Genomic DNA, 25,121 nt, shown 5'->3' on the forward strand with positions numbered 1-25,121 from the left:
CGCCGTACCAGACACTGGAAGAGCATGGAAACGAAAAAAAAGAATATTGAATATATCCCCGAGTTTCACAAATCATTTCGCCATCCGCGCTACTGGGGCGCATGGCTTGGTGTGGCGGCGATAGCAGGTATTTCGTTAACGCCAGCATCATTTCGCGATCCAATTCTGGCAAAGCTCGGAAGAATGGCCGGGCGGCTGGGAAAAAGCTCGCGTCGCAGAGCACTGATCAATTTATCCCTCTGCTTTCCTGAGCGCAGCGAAGCTGAGCGTGAAGCTATTGTCGATGAGATGTTTGCGACTGCGCCTCAGGCGATGGTTATGATGTCGGAACTCGCCCTACGCGGCCCGGAAAAAATTCAGCATCGGGTTGACTGGCAGGGGCTGGAAATCATCGAAGAGATGCGTCGCAACGATGAAAAAGTGATTTTTCTGGTTCCTCATGGTTGGGGCGTAGATATCCCAGCGATGCTGATGGCTTCCCAGGGACAGAAAATGGCTGCGATGTTCCACAATCAGGGAAACCCGGTATTCGATTATGTCTGGAACACGGTACGCCGTCGTTTCGGTGGTCGTTTGCATGCGCGTAATGATGGCATCAAACCGTTTATTCAGTCTGTACGTCAGGGATATTGGGGATACTACCTGCCGGATCAGGACCATGGCCCTGAGCACAGCGAGTTTGTGGATTTTTTTGCTACCTATAAAGCCACGTTACCGGCGATTGGCCGCCTGATGAAGGTGTGTCACGCCCGTGTGGTGCCGCTGTTCCCGGTATACAATGGGAAAACGCATCGCTTAACGATTCAGGTTCGTCCTCCGATGGATGACATCCTGACGGCGGATGACCACACCATTGCCAGACGAATGAACGAAGAAGTGGAAATCTTTGTGGCGCCGCATCTCGAGCAATACACCTGGATTCTAAAACTGCTTAAGACGCGTAAACCTGGTGAAATTGAGCCTTATAAGCGTAAAGATCTTTATCCGAAGAAATAAAAAAAAAGCCTCTCAAACGAGAGGCTTTTTTACATCAAACGGGGCGTTACTCGACGGTCAGAATACGCGTGGTATTCGTTGAGCCAATGGTGCTCATGACATCGCCTTGCGTCACAATGACCAGGTCGCCGGAAACCAGATAGCCTTTATCGCGCAGCAGATTCACAGCTTCATTGGCGGCAACGACGCCGTCAGTTTCGCTGTCAAAGTGAACTGGGGTGACGCCGCGATACAAGGAAGTAAGATTCAGCGTACGTTCATGACGAGACATCGCGAAAATCGGCAGACCAGAACTGATACGTGAAGTCATCAGCGCAGTACGACCGGATTCCGTCATTGTGATGATAGCGGTGACCCCTTTCAGGTGGTTAGCGGCATACATCGCTGACATGGCAATCGCTTCTTCAACGTTATCAAACTGCACGTCAAGGCGGTGTTTAGAAACATTGATGCTCGGGATCTTCTCAGCACCCAAACAGACGCGTGCCATAGCCGCGACGGTTTCAGCTGGGTACTGACCTGCTGCAGTTTCTGCAGAGAGCATAACGGCATCGGTACCGTCGAGGACGGCGTTAGCCACGTCCATCACTTCCGCACGGGTCGGCATTGGGTTGGTGATCATCGATTCCATCATCTGCGTGGCGGTAATGACCGCACGGTTCAGCTGACGTGCGCGGCGAATCAACGCTTTCTGAATACCTACCAGCTCAGGATCGCCAATTTCAACGCCCAGGTCGCCACGCGCCACCATCACCACGTCGGAGGCAAGGATGATGTCATCCATCGCATTCTGGTCGCAGACGGCTTCTGCACGTTCTACCTTGGCGACAATTTTCGCATCGCAGCCAGCGTCTCGCGCCAGACGGCGGGCATAGTTCAGATCTTCGCCGCAGCGCGGGAAGGAGACGGCCAGATAGTCAACGCTGATTTGCGCAGCGGTGACGATGTCGGCTTTGTCTTTTTCGGTCAGGGCTTCAGCAGAGAGACCGCCGCCCAGTTTGTTAATGCCCTTATTGTTGGACAGCGGGCCACCGACGGTAACTTCGGTGAAGACTTTCATGCCCTGAACTTCCAGCACTTTAAGCTGTACGCGACCGTCGTCGAGCAGCAGGATATCGCCTGGGACGACGTCAGCAGGCAGTCCTTTATAATCAATACCGACTTTTTCTTTGTCGCCTTCGCCTTTGCCGAGGTTGGCGTCTAACAGGAACTTGTCGCCAACGTTAAGAAATACTTTACCTTCTTTAAAGGTTGATACGCGGATTTTAGGTCCCTGCAGGTCACCCAAAATAGCTACATGACGTCCCAGTTTTGCGGCAATTTCACGGACCTTATCCGCCCGCAGTTTGTGATCTTCTGGAGAGCCGTGAGAAAAGTTCATACGTACGACGTTCGCACCCGCGGCGATAATCTTTTCAAGGTTATTATCGCGGTCAGTTGCCGGGCCTAACGTGGTAACGATTTTGGTTCTGCGAAGCCTTCTGGACATGTAATACTCCGTTGACTGAAACAACTTGGTGTTGCGTGAACATTAATCCGGTCGTTCTCAAATATTAACGGTAAATGAACGACCCGGATGATAAAAGGGTAGAACATTGTTATTGCTTTTAGCGGTCATCACTCTTGATGAGTAATTCTTTATCAAAACGCGATTCCTTGAGCGCTTCCTTGACACGCTTCAAGTTATCTCTAAATTTTGCCCCACGGCGCAAAGTAAATCCTGTAGCCAGCACATCTATCACGGTCAGTTGAGCAAGTCGAGAGACCATGGGCATATAAATGTCAGTATCTTCCGGTACATCGAGAGTAATTGCCAGCGTTGCTTCACGCGCCAGTGGCGTGCCGGGAGAGGTGAGGGCGATAACCATGGCGTCATTTTCCCGCGCCAACTGCGCCAGTTCCACCAGACTTTTGGTTCTTCCGGTATGAGAAATAAGCACAATGACGTCATCGTCGCTACAATTCATGCAACTCATGCGTTGCAGAACAATATCGTCGGAATAGATTACCGGTACGTTAAACCGGAAAAATTTATTCATTGCGTCATGCGCCACTGCGGCAGAAGAACCGAGGCCAAAGAAGGCAATTTTTTTCGCCTGAGTTAATAAATCTACTGCCCGGTTTACCGCTGCGTTATCCAGAGACTGGCGGACGTGGTCGAGGCTTGCCATCGCTGACTCGAAGATTTTCCCCGTGTAAGATTCTACGCTGTCATCCTCATCCACATTGCGATTAACATATGGGGTGCCATTTGCCAGACTTTGCGCCAGATGCAGTTTAAAATCAGGGAAGCCGCGGGTATCCATGCTGCGACAGAAACGGTTCACCGTCGGTTCGCTGACATTGGCTTCCACAGCAAGTGTGGCGATGCTTGAATGGATTGCCCGCTCGGGAGAGGCAAGAATAATGTCGGCAACTTTACGCTCTGACTTGCTCAACTGTTCCAGTTTTAACTGGATTTTTTCCAGCATATTCATGATGTAGGTAGACTCATGGGTCATGGGCAAAAACGATTTCAATGATACGGAGAAATCGGGGCATAATTTCGTGTATAGATATTACCCCTGCTAATGCAGCAACGGGGCAAAATGGACAGAATAGTTGTTGTTTTTTTTCATTACATGATCGGAGTCGGGTTTTCTTACGTCTTCAGGGGTACGAAAAAAGATGACTTTTTTGTCCAATTTGCGACGGCAAACGCCCATAAAGCGACTGTTCGCGGTAACAGCACGGCTGGATAAGCGTTTACGGTTTCCGGATTCACGTAAAAGCAGTACAGTGCACTGTAATAAAATTACAACCAGTGTCTGGCAAAAGCACCAGGCACTTAATTGAGGAGAATGACATGGCGGTAACGCAAACAGCCCAGGCATGTGATCTGGTCATTTTCGGCGCGAAGGGCGACCTGGCGCGGCGGAAATTGCTGCCTTCCCTGTATCAACTGGAAAAGGCCGGCCAGATTAACCCGGAAACCCGTATCATTGGGGTAGGGCGTGCCGACTGGGACAAAGCAGCCTATACCAAGGTTGTGCGTGAAGCGCTCGAAACCTTCATGAAAGAAAAAATCGACGAAGGTTTGTGGGAGACTCTCAGCGGTCGTCTGGAGTTTTGTAATCTGGACGTCAATGACACCGCCGCGTTTAGCCGTCTGGGCGAAATGCTGGATCAAAAATCACGTACCACCATTAACTATTTCGCGATGCCGCCAAGCACCTTTGGCGCGATCTGCAAAGGCCTGGGTGAAGCAAAGCTGAATGCTAAACCAGCCCGTGTTGTGATGGAAAAACCGCTGGGTACGTCGCTGGCAACATCCCGTGAAATCAACGATCAGGTCGGCGAGTATTTCGAAGAGTGTCAGGTTTATCGTATCGACCACTATCTTGGCAAAGAGACGGTCCTGAATCTGCTGGCACTGCGTTTTGCCAACTCCCTGTTTGTGAACAACTGGGATAACCGCACTATCGATCACGTAGAAATTACCGTGGCGGAAGAAGTGGGTATTGAAGGCCGTTGGGGCTATTTTGACCAGGCAGGTCAAATGCGCGACATGATTCAGAACCACCTGCTGCAGATCCTGTGCATGATTGCGATGTCTCCGCCGTCCGATCTGAGCGCCGACAGCATTCGTGATGAAAAAGTGAAGGTACTGAAATCGCTGCGTCGTATCGATCGTTCGAACGTACGTGAAAAAACGGTTCGCGGTCAGTACACCGCGGGTTTTGCCCAGGGCAAAAAAGTGCCGGGGTATCTGGAAGAAGAAGGCGCGAACAAGAGCAGCAACACGGAAACGTTTGTGGCGATCCGTGTGGATATCGATAACTGGCGCTGGGCGGGAGTTCCGTTCTACCTGCGTACCGGTAAACGTTTACCGACGAAGTGCTCTGAAGTGGTGGTTTACTTCAAAACGCCTGAGCTGAATCTGTTCAGAGAATCCTGGCAGGATCTGCCGCAGAACAAGTTGACCATCCGTTTGCAGCCTGATGAAGGTGTCGATATCCAGGTACTGAACAAAGTGCCGGGTCTGGATCACAAGCATAATCTGCAAATTACCAAGCTTGATCTGAGCTATTCCGAAACCTTCAACCAGACGCACCTTGCCGACGCCTATGAGCGCCTGCTGCTCGAAACAATGCGTGGAATTCAGGCGCTGTTTGTGCGTCGTGATGAAGTTGAGGAAGCATGGAAGTGGGTCGACTCAATTACCGAAGCCTGGGCGATGGACAACGACGCGCCGAAGCCGTATCAGGCAGGGACCTGGGGCCCGGTTGCTTCTGTGGCGATGATTACCCGAGATGGTCGTTCCTGGAACGAATTCGAGTAAAATATCATCTAGCCCATAGGTGTTATTTTACCGGTAACATGATCTAACACAGATTGTAGAATAATTTTTGCACTTTTAAGCTCCGCGTGGATTCACCCGCGGGGCTTTTTTTATTACACTGCCTGAAACGATTTTGCCCCTGAGCTACGGCCAACAAGCGATTCAGCTATTTTTACCCAACTGAAACACATTGTTGATCCAACGCTCTGACAGATAAATTTTAGGAGCCTCTATGAATCCGAATTTGTTACGCGTAACACAACGTATCGTCGAACGTTCTCGTGACACACGTTCCGCCTACCTCGCCCGTATTGAACAAGCGAAATCAACTACCGTTCATCGCTCGCAACTGGCATGCGGTAACCTGGCGCATGGTTTTGCTGCGTGTCAGCCGGACGATAAGGCCTCGCTGAAAAGCATGCTGCGTAACAATATCGCGATCATTACCTCCTATAACGACATGCTTTCCGCGCATCAGCCGTATGAACACTATCCGGCCATCATTCGTAAAGCACTGCATGAAGCCAATGCAGTAGGCCAGGTTGCTGGCGGTGTACCTGCAATGTGCGACGGTGTGACCCAGGGACAAGATGGGATGGAGCTTTCTCTGCTCAGTCGTGAAGTGATTGCGATGTCTGCTGCAGTGGGCCTTTCCCACAACATGTTCGACGGCGCGTTGTTCCTCGGCGTGTGCGACAAAATTGTCCCGGGCCTGGTAATGGCTGCGCTGTCATTTGGTCATCTGCCGTCAATCTTTATTCCTTCCGGTCCGATGGCGAGCGGTCTGGCGAACAAAGAAAAAGTGCGTATCCGTCAGCTGTATGCTGAAGGTAAAGTCGATCGCATGGCGCTTCTTGAATCCGAGGCGGCGTCTTATCACGCTCCGGGTACCTGTACGTTCTACGGCACGGCGAACACTAACCAGATGGTAGTGGAGTTTATGGGTATGCAACTGCCTGGCTCCTCATTTGTACATCCTGATGCGCCGCTGCGTGAAGCGCTGACTGCGGCTGCAGCCCGTCAGGTAACACGCCTGACCGGCAATGGCAATGAATGGATGCCGATCGGTAAAATGATCGATGAAAAAGTGGTAGTGAACGGTATTGTGGCGCTGCTGGCGACCGGGGGCTCTACCAACCATACGATGCACCTGGTGGCTATGGCGCGTGCGGCCGGGATTCTGATTAACTGGGATGATTTCTCCGATCTGTCCGATATCGTGCCGCTGATGGCGCGTCTGTACCCGAATGGTCCGGCAGATATTAACCACTTCCAGGCGGCGGGTGGCGTGCCGGTGTTAATGCGTGAACTGCTCAATGCGGGTCTGCTACATGAAGATGTGAACACCGTTGCCGGATTCGGTTTATCCCGCTACACCATGGAACCGTGGCTTAACGAGGGTGAACTGGACTGGCGCGAAGGGGCAGCGAAGTCTCTGGACAGCAACGTGATCGCCACCTTTGACCAACCATTCTCCCACCACGGCGGCACCAAAGTGCTGAGCGGTAACCTCGGGCGTGCGGTGATGAAAACGTCGGCGGTACCGGTAGAAAACCAGATTATTGAAGCGCCGGCAGTTGTCTTTGAAAGTCAGCATGATGTGTTACCCGCGTTCGATGCCGGTCTGCTTGACCGGGATTGCGTGGTGGTTGTGCGCCATCAGGGACCAAAAGCGAACGGAATGCCAGAATTACATAAACTCATGCCGCCACTTGGTGTATTATTGGACCGTTGTTTCAAAATTGCGTTAGTTACCGATGGACGACTTTCAGGTGCTTCAGGTAAAGTGCCTTCAGCAATCCATGTAACCCCGGAAGCCTATGATGGCGGGCTGCTGGCAAAAGTACGCGATGGCGACATCATTCGTGTGAATGGACAGACAGGTGAATTGACGCTGCTGGTGGATGAAGAGGAACTTGCCTCCCGTCAGCCACACATTCCTGATCTCAGCGCATCGCGCGTGGGTACGGGACGTGAAATGTTCAGCGCGTTGCGTGAAAAGCTGTCCGGTGCGGAGCAGGGCGCAACCTGTATCACTTTTTAAGACTTATTTTGTAATCAGGCGAGAGAAAACTCTGATGAAAAACTGGAAGACAAGTGCAGAAGCAATCCTGACCACTGGCCCGGTTGTACCGGTTATCGTGGTTAATAAACTGGAACACGCGGTGCCAATGGCAAAAGCGCTGGTTGCAGGGGGTGTGCGCGTTCTGGAAGTGACCTTACGTACCGCATGTGCGATGGATGCCATTCGCGCGATCGCAAAAGAAGTTCCGGACGCTATCGTTGGTGCGGGTACCGTACTGAATCCACAGCAGCTGGCTGAAGTCACTGAAGCGGGTGCGCAGTTTGCTATCAGCCCGGGCCTGACCGAGCCGCTGCTGAAAGCTGCAACTGAAGGCACTATTCCGCTGATCCCAGGCATTAGCACCGTTTCTGAACTGATGCTGGGTATGGACTACGGTTTGAAAGAGTTCAAATTCTTCCCGGCGGAAGCAAACGGCGGTACTAAAGCGCTGCAGGCAATTGCGGGTCCGTTCTCTCAGGTCCGTTTCTGCCCAACCGGCGGTATCTCTCCAGCGAACTACCGTGATTACCTGGCACTGAAAAGTGTGCTGTGCATCGGTGGTTCCTGGCTGGTTCCGGCAGATGCCCTGGAAGCTGGTGATTACGCACGCATTACCAAGCTGGCTCGTGAAGCAGTAGAAGGCGCGAAGCTGTAATAACGCAAAATGCCCGGTAATCATTACCGGGCCTGCGAGTCTGAAACGGGCCATCTGGCCCGTTTTTTATCCTGCGACTTTCACCTGTGCCGCCGCGTCTTTCGCGCGTGTCACCGCGTCTTCAATACTCTGCGCTGTGGCCAGCACAACGCCCATACGACGGCTCCCGTCGATGTCTGGCTTGCCGAAGAATCTGACTTGCATACCTGTGCCCACAGCGGCCTGTACGTTATCAAACGTGACATTCTGGCTGGTAAGCTGCGGCAGAATAACGGCGGAAGCAGAAGGCCCATATTGACGGATTGCGCCAACCGGCAGACCGAGAAATGCGCGAACATGCAGGGCAAACTCAGACAGATCCTGCGAAATCAAGGTCACCATACCCGTGTCGTGAGGGCGAGGGGAAACTTCGCTGAAAATCACCTCATCACCGCAGACAAATAGCTCTACCCCAAACAGACCGTGGCCGCCCAGCGCCAGCACCACCTTACGGGCAATCTCCTGCGCTCGAGCCAGCGCCAGTTCACTCATCTGCTGCGGCTGCCAGGATTCGCGATAATCGCCATCTTCCTGACGATGTCCTACCGGTGCGCAGAAATGCACGCCATCAACGGCGCTGACGGTAAGCAGGGTGATTTCAAAATCAAAATTCACTACGCCTTCGACGATAACGCGTCCGGCACCTGCTCGGCCGCCTTGTTGAGCATAATTCCAGGCTTCAGTGAGTCGATCGGCGGAACGGATAAAGCTCTGTCCCTTACCGGAGGAACTCATTACCGGCTTCACGATGCAGGGATAGCCGATTTCGGCGACGGCCTCGCGAAAGCGGTCTTCGCTGTCAGCAAAGCGGTAAGAAGAGGTCGGTAGAGATAATTCTTCGGCGGCGAGACGACGGATTCCTTCGCGGTTCATGGTCAACTGCGTCGCTCGGGCGCACGGCACGATGTTGTGACCGTCTTGTTCCAGTTTTACCAGCATATCCGTGGCAATCGCCTCTATTTCCGGCACGATATAATGTGGTTTTTCACGCTCGACGAGCTGGCGTAAAGCATCGCCATCCAGCATGTTGATTACGTATGAGCGATGGGCAACGTGCATGGCTGGCGCGTCGGGGTAACGATCCACGGCAATGACTTCCACACCCAGGCGTTGGCATTCAATCGCCACCTCTTTACCCAGTTCACCTGAACCTAATAACATCACTCGCGTTGCTGCGGGACGCAGCGCTGTGCCTAATAACGTCATAAATTAATCCCCTGTTTTATCTGGGCGCAGTATATACGAAAACGTTTGCGTCTGTCTTTATTACCAGGTTGATTTCAAGGCGCAAAAAGAATATACTGTACATAAATACAGGTAATTTAAGAGGCTGCAAAAATGGCGGTTGAAGTTAAATACGTAGTCATTCGGGAAGGTGAGGAAAAAATGTCGTTTACCAGCAAAAAGGAAGCCGATGCGTATGACAAAATGCTTGATACAGCAGATTTGCTCGACACATGGCTGGAGCAATCGCCGGTAGCGCTGGAAGACGAGCAGCGCGAAGCGCTTTCCCTGTGGCTGGCTGAGCAGAAAGATGTGCTGAGCGCCATTCTGAAAAACGGCAAGCTGCCCTCTCCGCAGGCGGTCGAAAACGATGCGCACGCTGAGGATGATACTCAGGCTGCCTGAAACGACTTGCGCTCCTGACGTTTTGTACCATGCTTTTCCCTGAATCATTGTGCAATCCCTGACGTCTTTTCACGTTGCAACAGGCAACCTGAAGGACGAAGGGGAGATTAAGGAGAAAAGAATGTATAAAAAAAGAGCGTTGTTGAGCCTGCTGTTGTTATCTGCCAGCGTATCTGTATTTGCGGCAAATATGGAAAGCAAGAAAGTTCAGTTCCCCAAGTGCGAAGGACTGAATGCTGACGGTATCGCGGCGAGCGTGAAACGTGATTATCAGCAAAATCGCATCGCGCGCTGGGCTGACGATCAAAAACGCGTCGGGCAAGCCGATCCTGTCGCCTGGGTCAACACGCCCGATATTACGGGTAAAGATGGGAAATGGTCAGTTCCCCTCACGGTTCGCGGTAAAAGCGCGGATATTCACTACCAGGTAAAAGTCGACTGCAAAGCCGGAACGGCGGAGTATCAGTCGCAGTAACGAAGGTAGAAGGTATTTGCACTTCTTTTGATGACCTGAACACTTCCTGACATCCCCTCGGGTACGCTTTGATGATTATTCGTCTGTACTTGAGGGGCAACATGGCTAACTGGCTGAATCAACTTCAATCTCTTCTTGGGCAAAAAGGATCTTCCGCGTCATCTTCTGGTGAGCAAGGGCTGAGTAAACTTCTGGTTCCCGGCGCGTTAGGCGGTCTGGCAGGATTACTGGTTGCCAACAAATCTTCACGTAAATTACTGAGTAAATACGGCACCAGCGCGCTTCTGGTGGGCGGCGGTGCGGTTGCCGGTACCGTGTTATGGAACAAATACAAGGATAAGGTTCGCGCGGCGCATCAGGGGGAGCCGCAGTTCGGTGCACAAAGCTCGCCGCTGGATGAGCGAACCGAACGACTGATCCTGGCGCTGGTTTTTGCGGCGAAAAGCGATGGTCATATTGATGCCAAAGAACGTACCGCCATTGAGCAGCAACTTCGTGAAGCAGGCGTGGAAGAGCAGGGACGCGTTCTGATCGAACGCGCCATTGAACAACCGTTAGATCCTCAGCGCCTGGCACAAGGGATCCGCAACGAAGAAGAGGCGCTGGAAATATACTTCCTGAGCTGTGCGGCGATTGATATCGACCACTTTATGGAGCGTAGCTATCTGAACGCGCTGGGCGATGCGTTGAAGATCCCGCAGGATGTTCGTGAAGGCATTGAACAGGATCTCAAGGAACAAAAACAGGCTTTACCAGGTTAATTACTTACCGTTAAGGCGCATGTTTCGCTTGCATCATTGCTGTCTTTTGCCACCCTTATAGGATGTTTAAGCAAAAGAACAATGACATGCTACCAAAAGCTTCTCGTATCCCCCACGCCATGACGAATCATGGCGATACCCGCGTTGATAATTTTTACTGGCTGCGAGATGACACCCGCTCGCAGCCAGAAGTGCTGGATTATCTGCAACAAGAAAATGCGTATGGCCGCCAGATTATGGCCTCGCAGCAGGCATTGCAGGATCGCGTCCTGAAAGAGATTATCGACCGTATCCCGCCTCAGGATGCTTCCGCCCCCTATGTGAAGAATGGTTATCGCTACCGGCATATTTATGAACCGGGGTGCGAATATGCCATTTATCAGCGTCAGTCTGCCTTCAGTGAAGAGTGGGATGAATGGGACACCTTGCTGGATGGTAACCAGCGCGCGGCCCACAGTGAGTTTTATACGCTGGGGGGACTGGCGATATCTCCGGATAACACCATCATGGCGTTGGCCGAAGATTATCTCTCGCGTCGGCAATATGGCGTGCGTTTTCGCAATCTGCAAAGCGGCAACTGGTATCCGGAAGTGCTGGAAAACGTTGAAGCGGATCTGGTCTGGGCGAATGACTCGCAAACCTTCTATTACGTGCGCAAACACGCAACGACGCTGCTCCCGTATCAAGTGTGGCGGCATACCGTCGGCTCGCCGTCATCACTGGATGAGCTGGTGTATGAAGAAGCCGATGACATGTTTTATGTCAGTCTGCATAAAACGACCTCGTTACATTATGTGGTTATTCATATCGCCAGCGCGACCACCAGTGAGGTTTTGCTGCTTGACGCAGAACTGGCGGATGCCGAGCCGTTAGTCTTTTTAGCGCGACGCAAAGATCACGAGTACAGTCTCGATCACTATCAGCATACGTTTTATCTGCGTTCCAACCGGCAGGGTAAAAATTTCGGTCTGTACCGTACCCGTGTGCGTGATGAACAAGCCTGGGAGACGCTGATCCCGCCGCGCGACAGCGTCATGTTGGAGGGCTTTACGCTGTTCACAGACTGGCTGGTGGTGGAAGAGCGTCAGCGGGGCTTAACCAGCCTGCGACAGATTAATCGTAAAACGCGCGAAGTGGTCGGTATCGCTTTTGATGATCCGGCGTATGTGACATGGCTTGCCTATAATCCAGAACCTGAGACATCGCGTCTGCGTTATGGCTATTCCTCCATGACCACACCGGACACGCTGTTTGAACTGGATATGGACACCGGAGAGCGTCGCGTACTCAAACAGACGGAGGTCCCAGGGTTTGATGCGGCGAACTACCGTAGCGAACACGTCTGGATCACCGCGCGTGATGGCACCGAGGTTCCGGTTTCGCTGGTTTACCATCAAAAGTATTTCCTGAAAGGGAAAAATCCGTTACTGGTCTACGGCTATGGCTCGTATGGCGCCAGCATGGACGCCGATTTCAGCAGCAGCCGCTTGAGCTTACTGGATCGCGGCTTTGTTTATGCCATTGCTCATGTGCGTGGCGGCGGCGAGTTAGGACAGCAGTGGTACGAAGACGGTAAGTTTCTGCTCAAGAAAAATACCTTCAATGACTACCTCGACGTCTGCGACGCGCTGCTAAAAATGGGTTATGGCGCGCCTTCGCTGTGTTATGGCATGGGAGGGAGCGCCGGAGGAATGTTAATGGGTGTTGCCATTAATGAGCGCCCGGAACTCTTCCATGGCGTCATTGCGCAGGTGCCTTTTGTCGATGTGGTGACCACGATGCTGGATGAGTCCATTCCCCTGACGACCGGTGAGTTTGAAGAGTGGGGGAATCCGCAGGACGAAGAGTATTACACCTACATGAAAAGCTACAGCCCGTATGACAATGTTACAGCGCAGGATTATCCTCATCTGCTGGTTACGACGGGATTACACGACTCCCAGGTGCAATACTGGGAACCGGCAAAATGGGTGGCAAAACTGCGCGAGCTGAAAACGGACGATCGTCTGCTGTTACTCTGCACGGATATGGATTCCGGGCATGGCGGAAAATCCGGGCGTTTTAAATCATACGAAGGCGTGGCCATGGAATACGCGTTTTTGATCGGACTGGCGCAGGGGACACTGCCTGGGCAGGCATCTGCTCAGGCGTTATCCAGATAGTGCTTTAGCGTTAAGCGCAGCTCCGGGCTCATACTGTCGAGGTTATTAAATAACCAGCGCAGATAGCCCGGATCGCGTTCAGCCACTTCTGATACAGGTTTTCCGCGGTACTTGCCGAAAGTGAAAGTAGTGAGTAACGCAGGACGGCCGGTAATATCGACCATCTGTTCTGCTGACCAGCCTGACGTTTGTATGATGTCGATCAGCAGTGCCGCGGTGATGTAGCAGTCGTACAGGGCACGGTGATGATGCAGGCCAGCTGGCGTCTGCACGCTCAGCTTGCGCGATTTATACAGCGCCATGTTGCTGTATTTGATTCCTGGCCACAAACGACGGGAGAGTTTCATGGTGCAAATCCACTCCCCGGGCATGTCGGGTAATACGCGGCGATCAAAACTTGCATTGTGCGCCACGTACCATTCGCTGCCGTAATATTGTGGGATGACATCTTCAATCCACGGCTTATCGGCCACCATCGCTTCCGTAATGCGATGAATTGCCATCGCCTGAGGGCTGATGGGGCGGTCAGGACGCACCAGGTGGCTCATGGGATTGACTATTTTTCCGTCAACCACATCGACAGAAGCAATCTCAACAATGCCTCCCTGCAGACCACAGGTTTCTGTATCTATTATGCGCAACATGCCATGCTCCTGACCCAAAACGATTAGCGTAAAGGAATGATATCATCTTGCCAACCCCGTGGCGTGCGTTGACCGGTTAAGAGTAAGGAACCGCTGTCTGCGCGAACAATCAATCGACCTTGCTCATCCCATAACGCGCTGCTGCCACGCGCATTGGCCATTAATACCGCGATGGCAAATTTATGCGAGAAACTCTGTAGACGAGATGTGGAGGAGAGCAATTCGGGCTCACTGACAGACTGACTGCTGGTGAATAGCGAGTACGCCGGGTCGATATCGATACCTTCCGGCTGGCTATCCACAACGCTGATGGCATTTTGCTGTCTGGCGATACAGGCCCCGTGGCTCTGATGAAACGTTAAGGGGGAGGTCATCCAGGGAGAGAAAAGCGCGATACCTTTTACGAACCGATTGTTATGTTCTACCGATAGCCCCGCAATAATCGTCATGCGATAAGTCACGGCTGCATGCGCGAGAGGTTCTAACAACGCTTCATCGGGTGGGGCAGGGAGCGCGTCATTCTCATCAACACAACCCAACAGGGAAAGGGAGGGGAAAACCAGCAATTCACATTGGCATTGAGCGGCTGCCTGAATGAATTGCAGGTGATGCGCGACATGTTCGGTAACTGAGGTTTGAAGAGGTTCGTACTGTGCTGCTGCGATTTTCCAGTGTGACATAATGATTTCCTTTTCATAGTGTCTACAACCATCTTTAAAGTATAGATTAAGAATATACTTATACTGTAGCAGGCATCATGTAAGGAATCGTAACGTAATATAAGTTTTATTTAACTTTAGGCTCGTAGGGTAAACGTGAAAGGGAAACGGATGCCAGACGGTGCGCGATCAGTCTTTCCCGAAACCAGTCGCGTAAATGTTCGGGCTGTTCACGCTCAACGACTTCGGCAACAACCGGCATGTTGTATCGCTCCTTAAATGCGACACCCGCCGCGGCCAGGTCAACATTGACCTTATCCATTTCAGCTTGCTCAAGTTTGGCCAGATTGATGTTCATGGGCTTCTCCTTTTCTCTGTCTTTCGGCGCGCAAAGTTACTAAGAGTGTGCATTAATGGCAAGACCGAAATGATGATTCTCGACTCGATCATTGTAGAAGGTTATTCTCTATAGATTAGACATAACAAAAAGGAATAGTTGAAATGGCTTCATCTGCATCTATGCTTCGTAACGCTCTCATCGTACTCGCCAGCGTTCTGGCAACTCCCGCCGCTCTGGCTCATGCTCACCTGACAAAACAAAGCCCGGCGGCTAATGCCGATGTTGCGGTATCTCCTCAGGCGTTGACGCTGAATTTCTCTGAAGGTGTCGAGCCGGGATTCAGCGGCGCAACGCTGACAGGCCCAAACAAAGAACAGATCAAAACGGGCAAGGCATCACGCAGTGAACAGGACAAAACACAACTGATTATTCCGCTTGCTCAAACGCTTGAGGCCGGAAAATATACTGTCGACTGGCACGTCGTCTCCGTGGATGGCCATAAGACAAAGGGGCAATATACCTTTAGCGTGAAATAACCAATGCTGGAATTTACCTGGGTTGCATTACGGTTTATCCATTTTACCACGTTGATGCTGGTGTTTGGCTGTGCGCTCTACGGCGCATGGCTGGCTCCCGTTTCGGTTCGTCGTTTAATGATGCGTCGTTTTTTGCGTCTGCAACGACATGCCGCAGCGTGGAGCTTCATTAGCGCGACGCTGATGCTGGCGATCCAGGGTGGTTTAATGGGCTCAGGCTGGCGGGATGTTATTTCTAGTGACATATGGGGCGCCGTGTTGCAAACGCAGTTTGGCGGCGTGTGGTTATGGCAGATTATCCTCGCACTGGTCACGCTGGTGGTGGTAATTATAGTACCGCGCAGCATGCCGCGACTGCTGTTAATGCTGACGATTGCGCAGTTTATTTTGCTGGCTGGCGTCGGACACGCGACGCTGCATAGCGGTATCGCAGGGGCAATCCAGCAGGTTAACCACGCCTTGCATTTGGTATGCGCTGCCGCCTGGTTCGGTGGTTTGCTGCCCGTACTTTACTGTATGCAAATGGCGCAAGGCCGCTGGCGGGAACAGGCCATCAATACTATGATGCGTTTCTCCCGCTACGGGCATCTTTTCGTTATCGGAGTTTTACTTACCGGTATCATGAATGCGCTGTTTATTGTTGGTTTTTCTGTTCCCTGGCACATGGCTTACGGGCAACTGCTTTTGTTAAAAGGTGCTCTGGTGATGCTAATGGTGGCGATTGCGCTGGTGAATCGGTATGTTCTGGTACCACGCATGCGGCAGGATAACCGCAGTATGACACTCTATTTTGTTTGGATGACTAAGCTGGAATGGGGAATTGGGGCCGTTGTGCTGGCGATTGTCAGCCTGTTTGCAACCCTCGAACCTTTCTGATTGATGGATTGGCAAAACGCATGAAAAAAATCATTATCTCGTTATTAATACTGGCAAGTTCAGGGGCCGCGCTGGCTGCGCCACAGGTCATCACCGTCAGCCGTTTTGAGGTTGGCAAAGATAAGTGGGCGTTTAATCGGGAAGAGGTGATGCTGACCTGCCGTCCGGGTAACGCGCTGTATGTCATCAATCCCAGTACGCTGGTGCAATACCCATTGAATGATGTTGCCAGACAGCAGGTAGAGAGCGGGAAAACTACGGCGAAGCCGATCGAGATTATCCAGATTGACGACCCGGCGAAACCGGGTGAAAAAATGAGCCTCGCACCGTTTGTGGAGCGTGCAGAAAAGCTCTGCTAATTGTCAGATGTAGCGTTCTGATTTCCAATAAAAAACCGCAAGGCTTTCTCAGGAGAACTTGCGGTTTTTACGTTTGGATGTGTGACAATCGTCCTTTTTTTCAGGCCACTTTAGTCGCGGACTGGAAAACCTGGCGCTGTCATCTATTCTTAAATGGCAGGGTAACTTAGCCTGCATTAATGCCAACTTTTAGCGCACGGCTCTCTCCCAAGAGCCATTTCCCTGGACCGAATACAGGAATCGTATTCGGTCTCTTTTTATGTGGATTTTATTTCAATCACTTAGGACATCATGTCCGAAAGTTTCCGAAATTTGTCCGCATATCACAATTCGGGATTTCTTCGTTATACCACACTGCTTTTAACATTTACACTTCATTTGCGCAGAAAAAGATCAGATCGTGATGCCCATTTTTTCCTGATCTCCAGGCGTATAGCCGGCTTATGTGCCAGCATTTCAGTTGTCACTAGTGCCCAGAGGTTTAGACTCACTTGTATCAATAGCGGTATAATTATCCATCAATTGATGCCGTTTTGGCCCCTGATACATGGACTTAGTTTCTCAATAACGAGATATAAGAAATGGAAAAGTTAAAAGAAAGACTCGTGATGGAGATTGGTAATGCTGAAGATCTCTCTGCAGCATTAAAACTATACACCAGTTTCTATCTATTAATCCCAGAGTATAAATTTGTCTTTTCATCGCCTAAAGGGCCATATCCAGGGTTTCAAACTAACAAGAAATTCAAGCAAGGGGCGTCTATACGCTCTTTATTCAATGATGAAAATGTTTTCGTTATGGATCCTCAAACCATAGAGGAAATGTTCAGCGATAAAGGACACTCCACATTTAAAATAGATTACTCAATATCTCTTGATAGCCAGGCATTAAGTTATCTCAGACCATATATCAATGGTAAAGTTTCTGGTCTGGATGATGACATCGAAGAAATATTTAAATTTATTTCTCATCAGAATACGCAGGTAGACTCTGTGTTATATGAACTGGAGAACCTTAAAAATCTGGATGAGAAAGAGAATCACCATAAAATATTCGATAAGTTGATGGGTTACGAATTTATAAAAGATGTTGATCTCGTTAATTCAGGAACCAGCGGAGTATTGACCTCAAAAATATCGCAAGGTGAGCTTTTTCTTAATACCGACAGACATTTTAGCTCACTGCTCACCAAAAACAAAGACTCTGAGTTCAGGCGTGCCTTAAGAGACAGGCACGATAGTATTTACGCTTATGTTCTTATGATGAGTATCATCCAAATCAAATCGCCTGCCAGATCGCTCAAAAATAAATTGATCGAACTATTAAGTTTTGCTCACACCAAAGTATGCTTTTTGGCAACAAGAGAGTTAATTCTAGCGAGTGAGTTTTTTATACGAGGGACAGAATTTAGGTTTTTTAACAAAATACATAAAAAGTCGAAAAACATGTGGTCGGCATTACATGGTATGGCCTGGGATCTGACTCATTGTCGATATTTAGAGCAAGCACTTACCTTCAATACAGGAAATGATGAGCGATATTTTTTCCCTGGAATATTGACTTGTGACAAAGGTTTTATTGAGGCGATGGAGCTCACGCCGCTTAAGGCCGCTGCATTTGATACCAAAGGTGGGCCGCCATTGCTGTTTTATCATGAACATGATGTGATAAAAATTACCGGGGATATCCCTGCGGTTAATGATTTCTATCAGGAATTGTGTTGTAAACAGAAAAGAGAAGAAAGAGCTCGTGCGCGTAATGCACCCACTTATGACCTGCAATCTATAGTAGCTGAACTGGAAGCAGAACTGGAAGCTGTTGCGTTAGTACCTCGTCGACGCGCGGATAGCGTAGGACCGTGATGTATGATTCGGTCGCTCTGTTTTTTACTGCTATGGTTTAATTTAGAACAGGGCAATATTTGTGTACAGGAGGTCAAATGGGACTGCCTGACAATGCTTATCAAAGAGTGGAAGCGACGCGCTGGCGACATGTTTGGGTGGTCGGGGATATCCACGGTTGCTTCTCATTATTGATGGCTAAATTGCGCCTGTGTCATTTTGATCCATGGCAGGACCTGCTGGTTTCAGTGGGGGATGTTATCGACCGCGGGCCTGACAGTCTGCGTTGCCTGAAACTACTGCGTAAACGCTGGATTATCGCGGTCAGAGGGAATCATGAACAGATGGGGCTGGACGCGCTGGCAACCGGGGAGCAATTCCTGTGGTTTATGAATGGCGGTTCGTGGTTTGCGCAGGCGGAGCAGCCAGCGGCGACAGCCGCTCTTGAAACGTGTCGGCAATTACCCTGGATTCTGGAGCTGCGTTGCCAGAACGGCATACACGTTATTGCTCACGCAGATTACCCTGATGATAATTATCAGTGGCAAAAAGAGGTCGATTTACAGCAGGTACTATGGGATCGCACAAGGCTGATGAATAAAGGCAACGGCATTCGCGGCGCGGATCACTTTTGGTTTGGCCATACGCCTCTGCGTCAGCGGTTGGATCACGAGAATCTGCACTATATTGATACTGGTGCGGTGTTTGGTGGCGAGTTGACGCTGGTGCAACTGCAATAATCAAAAATCGCTGTATTCCTGGGCCGGACGCCAGAAGCTGTCTATGTAGTCATCCGCGGGTAAACATCCGCCGTTACGAATACGCTGATCGTCCATCGATATCAGGCACTGCTGCTCAGTTTTGTAGACATCAACAACGATATCTTCACAACCGCCACCCAGGTAGCACACAAAAAGAACCAGCGTGAACATTCCATCCTCAAATGGTAAAGCCATACCTGTAGTGTAGAAGATGTTGATAGATGAGGGAAATTAACCAAGAAATAACCCGTCTGGCGACGGGTTCTTTTTGAATCAGGCAAGGCGCATGATCCAGGCATCTGACTTACGATCGTAGTGCTCGCGAAATAGAACTGAATGTTCTCCGTTAAGAAGGGCCGGGACGCTGGTGTCGGCATCCCAGGCATCAAGTTGCATGCATAAATCCGGATCGGATTTACACGGAATGGTTAACGTTCGGTCCCCTGGCGATTCGCCATGTAACTCGGCGTCGTCGATTTCAAAAGCGCCAATGCGCACACTGGTTTTCATCATCGTGCTCTCCGTTTATTTGCTGGTTGTGGTACGACCAGTTAGGCCGTCCATTTTTCAGCGTAGTCAACGTTAGCAAAAGCGCCAGTAAAAACGTGCGTTACCCTGTAAAGAGTTTGCCATCCCGGACAAGATCGCGCGGGTAGCTATTCTTTAATCGCGATCCAATACGTTTCGCCAGGCCAATCGGCTGATGCTGGAACGTAACCAGCACATCGTCGGTGGTCGGTGCGGTCTGCGGGTAGACATCCCGTCCGCGGTACCACTCTTCGGCTTCGGCAAGGGTCAGTTCGAACGCATGGCTGTGATTTGTGCTGGCGAGAGCAATGACGGCTTCATGCTGCCAGCGGTACCCTTTATTGTGCGTTTCAGCGAGTTTGATGCCGAGTCGGGAAAAGCGGACTTTGCCGATCAGGGTTTCAATCTCGGTTGGGAACAGCCAAATCTCTTTATCACGCTGCCACAGGCGCAGAGTGTCTTCCCACTGCAATCCACAGGCGTTAGCGGCCTGAGTGACAAGCGCGGATTCACGTCCTTTAAGCGGGCTGAACGGGAAGTTACCGACTTTGTATTTTGGCGTCGGTAGTGCAGGGATCGCGGCAGTTTTGCGCAGACGCGCGACGAAAAAACCTTCACAATCGTAGATCTGCGGGAACACATGCAGGAATCCTTCCGGGGTCAGGGCGCGTTCAGCCTGCGGGAATAAATCGCCCAGTGGTAAAAACTCGACGGCGTCCGGGTAGGTCTCAATCAACCACTGCATAATGTCTTCATTTTCGTCACGGTTCAGCGTGCAGGTCGAGTAAACCAACGTGCCACCGGGACGCAAGGCATGAAAGGCGCTGTCGAGAAGTTCGCGCTGGGTTGCGGCAATTTCCAGATTACTTTCTGGCGACCAGTTTTTTAGCGCATCGGGATCTTTACGCACCACGCCTTCACCGGAACACGGCGCGTCCAGCAAAATGGCATCGAAGGCTTCTGGCAACGCTGCGCCAAATACCCGCCCGTCAAAATGGGTTAGCGCGACATTGGCTATCCCGCATCGGCTGATGTTGGCATGCAGGACTTTGACGCGACTGGCGGAAAACTCATTTGCCAGAATCGCGCCCTGATTTTTCATTTTTGCGGCAATTTGCGTGGTTTTGGAGCCGGGGGCTGCTGCGACATCCATCACGCGATCCGGGGTGTTACCATCGGCAAACAGCGCGGCGACCGGCAGCATTGAGCTGGCTTCCTGAATATAAAACAGGCCGCTTAAATGTTCCGCGGTACTGCCGAGCGGTACTGACTTTTCATCATCGCGTTCGATCCAGAAACCTTCAGCGCACCAGGGTATCGGAGTGAGCGACCAGTTGTAAGGTGCTGTCAGAGTGAGGAAGTCGGCAACGGAGATTTTCAGCGTATTGACGCGGATGCTGCGACGAAGCGGACGCTGGCAGGCAGCGAGAAAATCATCAAATGAGAGCGTGGAAGGCATTGCTTCACGCATTTGGTTTAGAAAGGCGTCGGGAAAATAAGCCACTTGGTACCACCGGCAAAAAAACAGGTGCGCAGTGTAGCATAAGTGCTCCGGCGCGAGTATGTACGCCGGAGCAAGGGGAGAGATTAACGTGGCAGGGCGGTTCCCCATTCACGCCACTCTTTTGGTTCGCTTTCGAGCAGCAGGAAGTGTTTACCTGCCTGCGCTTTCGGGGCCAGCGGCGTACCCGGTGGCGTAGCGAAGGCGATTCCGCCGCGAATGAACTGATTGAAGGTACCGGTCTTCACGACGCCGCCGGTCAAACCAAAGTCGAGATTGTATCCTGATGCCAGCCAGAACACGGAGTTGTTCCGCACCAGATGCTGATAGCGCTGGCTAATGCGCATCGCCACCATCACGCGGTCAGAAAGCGAGCCCAGCGTCAGCCCGGTGACGGTCCCCACTTCAATGCCTCTGAACAGGACTGGCGTACCGATATTCAGCGAACCCGCTTCCGGCGCTTCTACCACAATACTCAGACCATCGAGGTAACGAGAGTCGGTAATGGTGGCTTCCTGCAGTTCAAAATCACGGCGCGGGTTACCGCGTCCTGGTTCAACGTTAATATACGGCTGTAAGATCGTATCCAGATGCTCGACGCCTGCCGCTGAGATTTGCGGTGTGATCACGGAGAAGCGGGTACCGCTACGGGCAAAAGTCTGCACGTATTCCGGATACAAAACCGCTTTTGCCTGAACTTCGTTACGGGCGGTGATTAGCTCAAGCGTCTGGATCTGGCCGATATCGATCCCCAGGTAGCGAATTGGCATGCCGGCCGCGAGTTTACCGGCATCGAACGCGTGCAGGGTTATCTGGCCGCCCACCGCACGCGCGGCAGTTTCGGAAGCATACAGAATACGCTTGTCGCCTTTGCGTTGGCTGGCGCTGGCGCCGCTGAGGTTATCGAAGCTAATCGCCCCTTTGAGCGCTCGCGACAGGGGAGATGCCTGTACGGTCAATCCGCTACCGTTAAGCTGAACCTTTGCCCCGCCTTCGGCCCAGAATACGCTGTTGCTGGTCAGCAGGTTGCGATATTCCGGTTTGATATGCAGATCGATATCAAACGCATCGGCGCGTGGGCGAACGCTAATCACTTCACCGACCTCGAATTTGCGGTATAACACCACCGAACCGGCCTGCACATCAGGCAGCGTTTCGGCGCTCAGGCTGAGCGTGGTAGTTGGCAGATCGCTCAGGCTGTTTTCAATCGCTTTTTCCAGGTTGGCATACAGCGGGTAGCTTTTTTTCATTTCACCCTTGGTACCGGGCAAAATACGAATGCCGCCGCTGAGCCATTCGCTGGCGCTGGCGCCAAGGAATTCCACGCCATCAAGCCCGACCTTGACGTCAACGCGGCTGTTGACCACAAACTTACTGTCACCTTGCACCAGGGCGCGATGCTGTGGTTCGATGGCAACGGTAAATGAGACACCTTTGCCAGAGAGCGTGCGATCAATCACCTGACCGACCTGTACGCCGTGAAGAATCAGCGGCTGACCGGCATCAATACCGTAACTCTCCGGCGCGGTCAGCGTAAGCGTCATGACGCCCGGATCGTGTAACAACGACTTCTCAGCAGGAATAACCGCAAACTGGTTACGCGGCTCGCCCTCGCCAGGTACCAGCTCGAAAGTTTTGCCAGTCAGTAGCGAACTGATATTGGCATCGTTTAACGATAATTTAGGGCTGTGTAATTCAATCCGCGTATTGTCGCGCAGCAGCGTTACGACGCTGGGATCGACCGTCATTTCGCCGGTCACTTTACCGCCCGGATTTAAATCCAGTTTGGTCAGTTGCCCGACTTCTAATCCTTGATACATCAGCGACGTTGAGCCGGCCTTGAGTCCATCGCCGCTGGGTAAATCAAGCTTGACGATCACTCCCCGCTGGCTGTGCGCGAGATCCTGATACAAACCAAACGTGTCATCGGCCACCGCGGGTTTAGAGTCTTCGGGCGAATCAAAAGCAATGGCGCCATTGACCAGCGCCGCCAGACTCTCCAGCTTGATCTTCGCTCCGCTGAGGCTGACATCCGCATTCACACCGGACACGTTCCAGAAACGGCTGCCTTTTTTCACCAGGTTGGTAAAGCGACGTTCGATCAGCACGTCGATGGTTACGCCCTGATGATTTGGGTTGATGGTGTAGTCATACACCCGGCCCACCGGAATCTTGCGGAAATAAACCAGCGAACCGCTATTGAGCGACCCGAGGTCAGGGGCGCGCAGGTGCAGCATCAAATCGCCATTATCCAGACGATATTTGGGCTGCGTATCGAGGGCGACGAAATGATCTTCCGGCTCGCCGGTTCCGGGCATCATGCCGATATAGTTGCCGCCAACCAACGCATCCAGACCAGAAACCCCCGCCAGCGACGCTTTCGGCGTGACCAACCAGAACTGGGTATCTTTGCGCAGAGCATCTTTCATGGTCGATTTGATGCTGACGCGCACTTCAATTTTGCGTAGATCTTCGCTGAGGTTGATATCTTGCACGGTGCCCACTTCAACGCCCTGATAACGAACGGGAGTACGGCCCGGTACAATGCCGTCAGCAGACATAAAGTCAATGGTTACGGTATTGCCGCGATCTTCATAGCTTCCCCAGATAAGCCATCCTGCAATCATCAGCGCGATGAAAGGCAGCAGCCAGAACGGAGAGATACGGCGTTTAGTTTTAATCTGCGCTTCAGTCTGCGAAGCGGGCGTTTCCTGACTCATGTGCATCCCAAAGTAAGCGGCTGTCCAGCCATTCCACAGCAAGAATAGTCAATATTACCGCTGCGCCGAAATAAAACGCAGCTGGCCCCATAGTAAAAGCAAGTATCTGATCGCGATTAATCAGCGACATGGTTAAAGCGATAACAAAGAGATCCAGCATCGACCAGCGACCAATCCAGGTCACCATACGCAGCAGTTTGATGCGGGTACGCAATCCTTGCTCACATCTAAAATGGATGCTGATGAGCAACGTAAACATCACAATCACTTTGGTGAATGGCACCAGAATACTGGCGATAAAAACAATCGCCGCCACGCCGACGTTGCTGTTCGCCAGGGACATTATGCCTGACAGGATCGTGTCTTCCTGGCGGCCGCCATTGACATAAATTACCGAGATGGGCAGCAGATTAGCAGGCAAAAGCAGGACGATCGAGGCCAGCAGAGCAGCCCAACACTTTTGGATACTTTGATTCCTGCGCCAGCGCAACGGGATATGACAGCGAGGGCAGCGACCTCGGGCGTCCGGATAACCTGTAAAGTGGCAGCCGAGGCAGACGCGGAGTTTTTCATCGGGCCGACGGGCTGGTCTTTGCGGGTAGAAACGGTCCCAAAGCTGCTCAACGTTAAGGTGCGACAGCGTCAAAACACTGAGGATTACCAGCGCAATAAAAGCAAACAGACCTACACCGGGTTGCAAAAAAGCATAGTCCTGAACTTTGATTGATGCGACGCCAATGCCTACCAGATAGATATCAAGCATCACCCATTCTTTGAGCCTTTCCAGCATCAGCAGCACTGGGCGCAGGTTCATCCCAAGAATATTGCCAAACCACAGATAAGCGATTGAGGTCACGAGAATGATGGGCGCGCCGGCAACGCAAAAGAGTACGAAGGATGCGGTGAGTGGGTCGCCTTGTCGGGTCATTTGCCAGATGCCTTGCAGCACATTGGCGTCAATGCGCACACCTAATAAATAGATGTGCAGGAGCGGTTCTCCCCAGGCAAAGGGCATCAGCAGCAGCATGGTGAAAGCCATAGCCGCCAGTCGTGTTAATGACCAGTCGCGTCCGTCACGAATTTTTGCCTGACAGCGTGGGCAAAATGCACTTTGATGCGAACGCATTTTAGGCAAGCTAAAGATCAGGTCACATTCAGGGCAGCGATGGTAATGCGCACGAGGGAGTGCATCACCAATGGACCTGATGGCTATTTTTTTAGTCGGCGTGATGCGTGGTGTCGTTAAGGCCATG

The 25,121-nt window shown here is 51.6% G+C and carries 24 protein-coding genes; 13 read left to right on the top strand and 11 right to left on the bottom strand.

The window, feature by feature from the left end:
- The first annotated feature begins 24 nt into the window (after positions 1-24).
- Positions 25-996 (top strand): lauroyl-Kdo(2)-lipid IV(A) myristoyltransferase, encoded by a 972-nt coding sequence (gene lpxM / locus OGV75_RS14550; RefSeq protein ID WP_053389210.1) that lies wholly within the window; start codon positions 25-27, stop codon positions 994-996.
- A 46-nt stretch (positions 997-1,042) separates the two neighbouring features.
- Here the strand turns inward: lpxM and pyk are convergent, their stop codons facing one another.
- Both pyk and OGV75_RS14560 read right to left on the bottom strand, forming a co-directional pair.
- Positions 1,043-2,485, bottom strand: a complete 1,443-nt coding sequence (gene pyk, locus OGV75_RS14555; protein WP_046276423.1) for a pyruvate kinase — start codon at positions 2,483-2,485, stop codon at positions 1,043-1,045.
- A 118-nt stretch (positions 2,486-2,603) separates the two neighbouring features.
- The gene (locus OGV75_RS14560; protein WP_019076523.1) at positions 2,604-3,473 is read right to left on the bottom strand and encodes a MurR/RpiR family transcriptional regulator; all 870 of its coding nucleotides are present in this window, start codon (positions 3,471-3,473) and stop codon (positions 2,604-2,606) included.
- Between the two features lie 368 nt (positions 3,474-3,841).
- Between OGV75_RS14560 and zwf the strand changes: the two genes are divergently transcribed.
- The 3 genes from zwf (at position 3,842) to kdgA (ending at position 8,037) form a co-directional block, all read left to right on the top strand.
- On the top strand, positions 3,842-5,317 hold the full coding sequence (zwf, locus tag OGV75_RS14565) for a glucose-6-phosphate dehydrogenase (protein WP_003034896.1): 1,476 nt from the start codon (positions 3,842-3,844) through the stop codon (positions 5,315-5,317).
- Between the two features lie 232 nt (positions 5,318-5,549).
- The gene (gene edd / locus OGV75_RS14570) at positions 5,550-7,361 is read left to right on the top strand and encodes a phosphogluconate dehydratase (RefSeq protein WP_049271196.1); all 1,812 of its coding nucleotides are present in this window, start codon (positions 5,550-5,552) and stop codon (positions 7,359-7,361) included.
- Positions 7,362-7,395: 34 nt separating this feature from the next.
- Positions 7,396-8,037 carry a bifunctional 4-hydroxy-2-oxoglutarate aldolase/2-dehydro-3-deoxy-phosphogluconate aldolase gene (kdgA, locus tag OGV75_RS14575; protein WP_016152768.1) on the top strand — a complete coding sequence of 214 codons (642 nt, stop codon included), beginning with the start codon at positions 7,396-7,398 and terminating at the stop codon, positions 8,035-8,037.
- Between the two features lie 66 nt (positions 8,038-8,103).
- Here kdgA and purT read toward each other — a convergent pair whose 3' ends face one another.
- Positions 8,104-9,282: a formate-dependent phosphoribosylglycinamide formyltransferase gene (gene purT / locus OGV75_RS14580; protein ID WP_286480827.1), complete on the bottom strand. Its 1,179-nt coding sequence runs from the start codon at positions 9,280-9,282 to the stop codon at positions 8,104-8,106.
- 132 nt (positions 9,283-9,414) lie between these two features.
- Here purT and yebG point away from each other — a divergent pair, with 132 nt between their 5' ends.
- The 4 genes from yebG (at position 9,415) to ptrB (ending at position 13,103) form a co-directional block, all read left to right on the top strand.
- Positions 9,415-9,705 carry a DNA damage-inducible protein YebG gene (gene yebG / locus OGV75_RS14585; protein ID WP_003833810.1) on the top strand — a complete coding sequence of 97 codons (291 nt, stop codon included), beginning with the start codon at positions 9,415-9,417 and terminating at the stop codon, positions 9,703-9,705.
- Between the two features lie 121 nt (positions 9,706-9,826).
- Entirely contained in the window at positions 9,827-10,180 is a 354-nt protein-coding gene (gene yebF / locus OGV75_RS14590) for a protein YebF (RefSeq protein ID WP_016152770.1), read from the top strand.
- Between the two features lie 101 nt (positions 10,181-10,281).
- Positions 10,282-10,941 carry a tellurite resistance TerB family protein gene (locus tag OGV75_RS14595; RefSeq protein ID WP_016156220.1) on the top strand — a complete coding sequence of 220 codons (660 nt, stop codon included), beginning with the start codon at positions 10,282-10,284 and terminating at the stop codon, positions 10,939-10,941.
- An 86-nt stretch (positions 10,942-11,027) separates the two neighbouring features.
- Positions 11,028-13,103 carry an oligopeptidase B gene (gene ptrB, locus OGV75_RS14600; protein ID WP_172864451.1) on the top strand — a complete coding sequence of 692 codons (2,076 nt, stop codon included), beginning with the start codon at positions 11,028-11,030 and terminating at the stop codon, positions 13,101-13,103.
- Here ptrB and exoX read toward each other — a convergent pair.
- The 3 genes from exoX to OGV75_RS14615 all read right to left on the bottom strand — a co-directional run bounded on the left by exoX (position 13,085) and on the right by OGV75_RS14615 (position 14,764).
- Positions 13,085-13,747 (bottom strand): exodeoxyribonuclease X, encoded by a 663-nt coding sequence (gene exoX / locus OGV75_RS14605; RefSeq protein WP_016152773.1) that lies wholly within the window; start codon positions 13,745-13,747, stop codon positions 13,085-13,087. The two genes, ptrB and exoX, sit on opposite strands and share 19 nt — an antisense overlap.
- Positions 13,748-13,770: 23 nt before the next feature.
- Positions 13,771-14,427, bottom strand: a complete 657-nt coding sequence (locus OGV75_RS14610; protein WP_286480828.1) for a carbon-nitrogen hydrolase family protein — start codon at positions 14,425-14,427, stop codon at positions 13,771-13,773.
- 106 nt (positions 14,428-14,533) lie between these two features.
- Positions 14,534-14,764 carry a DNA polymerase III subunit theta gene (locus OGV75_RS14615; protein ID WP_003034925.1) on the bottom strand — a complete coding sequence of 77 codons (231 nt, stop codon included), beginning with the start codon at positions 14,762-14,764 and terminating at the stop codon, positions 14,534-14,536.
- A 143-nt stretch (positions 14,765-14,907) separates the two neighbouring features.
- Here OGV75_RS14615 and yobA point away from each other — a divergent pair, with 143 nt between their 5' ends.
- From yobA to pphA, 5 genes are all read left to right on the top strand, one after another.
- Positions 14,908-15,282 (top strand): CopC domain-containing protein YobA, encoded by a 375-nt coding sequence (gene yobA, locus OGV75_RS14620; protein WP_046276426.1) that lies wholly within the window; start codon positions 14,908-14,910, stop codon positions 15,280-15,282.
- 3 nt (positions 15,283-15,285) lie between these two features.
- Positions 15,286-16,158, top strand: a complete 873-nt coding sequence (gene copD, locus OGV75_RS14625; RefSeq protein WP_046276427.1) for a copper homeostasis membrane protein CopD — start codon at positions 15,286-15,288, stop codon at positions 16,156-16,158.
- Positions 16,159-16,178: 20 nt separating this feature from the next.
- The gene (locus OGV75_RS14630) at positions 16,179-16,517 is read left to right on the top strand and encodes a YebY family protein (RefSeq protein ID WP_115190683.1); all 339 of its coding nucleotides are present in this window, start codon (positions 16,179-16,181) and stop codon (positions 16,515-16,517) included.
- 581 nt (positions 16,518-17,098) lie between these two features.
- Positions 17,099-18,379 carry a hypothetical protein gene (locus tag OGV75_RS14635; RefSeq protein ID WP_286480830.1) on the top strand — a complete coding sequence of 427 codons (1,281 nt, stop codon included), beginning with the start codon at positions 17,099-17,101 and terminating at the stop codon, positions 18,377-18,379.
- A gap of 77 nt (positions 18,380-18,456) precedes the next feature.
- On the top strand, positions 18,457-19,098 hold the full coding sequence (gene pphA / locus OGV75_RS14640) for a protein-serine/threonine phosphatase (protein ID WP_286480831.1): 642 nt from the start codon (positions 18,457-18,459) through the stop codon (positions 19,096-19,098).
- Here the strand turns inward: pphA and OGV75_RS14645 are convergent, their stop codons facing one another.
- From OGV75_RS14645 to yebS, 5 genes are all read right to left on the bottom strand, one after another.
- Complete coding sequence (locus tag OGV75_RS14645; RefSeq protein WP_016152779.1) at positions 19,099-19,290, bottom strand: YdfD/YebW family protein; 192 nt, start codon at positions 19,288-19,290, stop codon at positions 19,099-19,101.
- Between the two features lie 102 nt (positions 19,291-19,392).
- Entirely contained in the window at positions 19,393-19,629 is a 237-nt protein-coding gene (locus tag OGV75_RS14650; RefSeq protein ID WP_029139506.1) for a YebV family protein, read from the bottom strand.
- A 100-nt stretch (positions 19,630-19,729) separates the two neighbouring features.
- On the bottom strand, positions 19,730-21,151 hold the full coding sequence (gene rsmF, locus OGV75_RS14655) for a 16S rRNA (cytosine(1407)-C(5))-methyltransferase RsmF (RefSeq protein WP_286480832.1): 1,422 nt from the start codon (positions 21,149-21,151) through the stop codon (positions 19,730-19,732).
- Between the two features lie 83 nt (positions 21,152-21,234).
- A complete protein-coding gene (locus OGV75_RS14660) occupies positions 21,235-23,868 on the bottom strand; it encodes a PqiB family protein (RefSeq protein WP_019076590.1) in 2,634 nt (877 codons plus the stop codon).
- On the bottom strand, positions 23,837-25,120 hold the full coding sequence (gene yebS, locus OGV75_RS14665) for a membrane integrity lipid transport subunit YebS (RefSeq protein WP_016152782.1): 1,284 nt from the start codon (positions 25,118-25,120) through the stop codon (positions 23,837-23,839). The genes OGV75_RS14660 and yebS overlap by 32 nt, the downstream gene beginning before the upstream one ends.
- Position 25,121 lies beyond the last annotated feature (1 nt).

The sequence above is a fragment of the Citrobacter sp. Cb028 genome (genome assembly GCF_030336705.1).
Lineage (GTDB): Bacteria > Pseudomonadota > Gammaproteobacteria > Enterobacterales > Enterobacteriaceae > Citrobacter > Citrobacter braakii.

Coding starts and splice junctions, on each gene's coding strand:
- exoX (WP_016152773.1), bottom strand. CDS start 13,747: ATGTTGCGCATAATAGATACAGAAACCTGTGGTCTGCAGGGAGGCATT.
- kdgA (WP_016152768.1), top strand. CDS start 7,396: ATGAAAAACTGGAAGACAAGTGCAGAAGCAATCCTGACCACTGGCCCG.
- yobA (WP_046276426.1), top strand. CDS start 14,908: ATGGCTTCATCTGCATCTATGCTTCGTAACGCTCTCATCGTACTCGCC.
- OGV75_RS14560 (WP_019076523.1), bottom strand. CDS start 3,473: ATGAATATGCTGGAAAAAATCCAGTTAAAACTGGAACAGTTGAGCAAG.
- yebG (WP_003833810.1), top strand. CDS start 9,415: ATGGCGGTTGAAGTTAAATACGTAGTCATTCGGGAAGGTGAGGAAAAA.
- purT (WP_286480827.1), bottom strand. CDS start 9,282: ATGACGTTATTAGGCACAGCGCTGCGTCCCGCAGCAACGCGAGTGATG.
- pyk (WP_046276423.1), bottom strand. CDS start 2,485: ATGTCCAGAAGGCTTCGCAGAACCAAAATCGTTACCACGTTAGGCCCG.
- pphA (WP_286480831.1), top strand. CDS start 18,457: ATGGGACTGCCTGACAATGCTTATCAAAGAGTGGAAGCGACGCGCTGG.
- edd (WP_049271196.1), top strand. CDS start 5,550: ATGAATCCGAATTTGTTACGCGTAACACAACGTATCGTCGAACGTTCT.
- OGV75_RS14645 (WP_016152779.1), bottom strand. CDS start 19,290: ATGTTCACGCTGGTTCTTTTTGTGTGCTACCTGGGTGGCGGTTGTGAA.
- OGV75_RS14595 (WP_016156220.1), top strand. CDS start 10,282: ATGGCTAACTGGCTGAATCAACTTCAATCTCTTCTTGGGCAAAAAGGA.
- OGV75_RS14615 (WP_003034925.1), bottom strand. CDS start 14,764: ATGAACATCAATCTGGCCAAACTTGAGCAAGCTGAAATGGATAAGGTC.
- ptrB (WP_172864451.1), top strand. CDS start 11,028: ATGCTACCAAAAGCTTCTCGTATCCCCCACGCCATGACGAATCATGGC.
- OGV75_RS14630 (WP_115190683.1), top strand. CDS start 16,179: ATGAAAAAAATCATTATCTCGTTATTAATACTGGCAAGTTCAGGGGCC.
- copD (WP_046276427.1), top strand. CDS start 15,286: ATGCTGGAATTTACCTGGGTTGCATTACGGTTTATCCATTTTACCACG.
- OGV75_RS14660 (WP_019076590.1), bottom strand. CDS start 23,868: ATGAGTCAGGAAACGCCCGCTTCGCAGACTGAAGCGCAGATTAAAACT.
- OGV75_RS14635 (WP_286480830.1), top strand. CDS start 17,099: ATGGAAAAGTTAAAAGAAAGACTCGTGATGGAGATTGGTAATGCTGAA.
- lpxM (WP_053389210.1), top strand. CDS start 25: ATGGAAACGAAAAAAAAGAATATTGAATATATCCCCGAGTTTCACAAA.
- yebS (WP_016152782.1), bottom strand. CDS start 25,120: ATGGCCTTAACGACACCACGCATCACGCCGACTAAAAAAATAGCCATC.
- OGV75_RS14610 (WP_286480828.1), bottom strand. CDS start 14,427: ATGTCACACTGGAAAATCGCAGCAGCACAGTACGAACCTCTTCAAACC.
- OGV75_RS14650 (WP_029139506.1), bottom strand. CDS start 19,629: ATGAAAACCAGTGTGCGCATTGGCGCTTTTGAAATCGACGACGCCGAG.
- yebF (WP_016152770.1), top strand. CDS start 9,827: ATGTATAAAAAAAGAGCGTTGTTGAGCCTGCTGTTGTTATCTGCCAGC.
- zwf (WP_003034896.1), top strand. CDS start 3,842: ATGGCGGTAACGCAAACAGCCCAGGCATGTGATCTGGTCATTTTCGGC.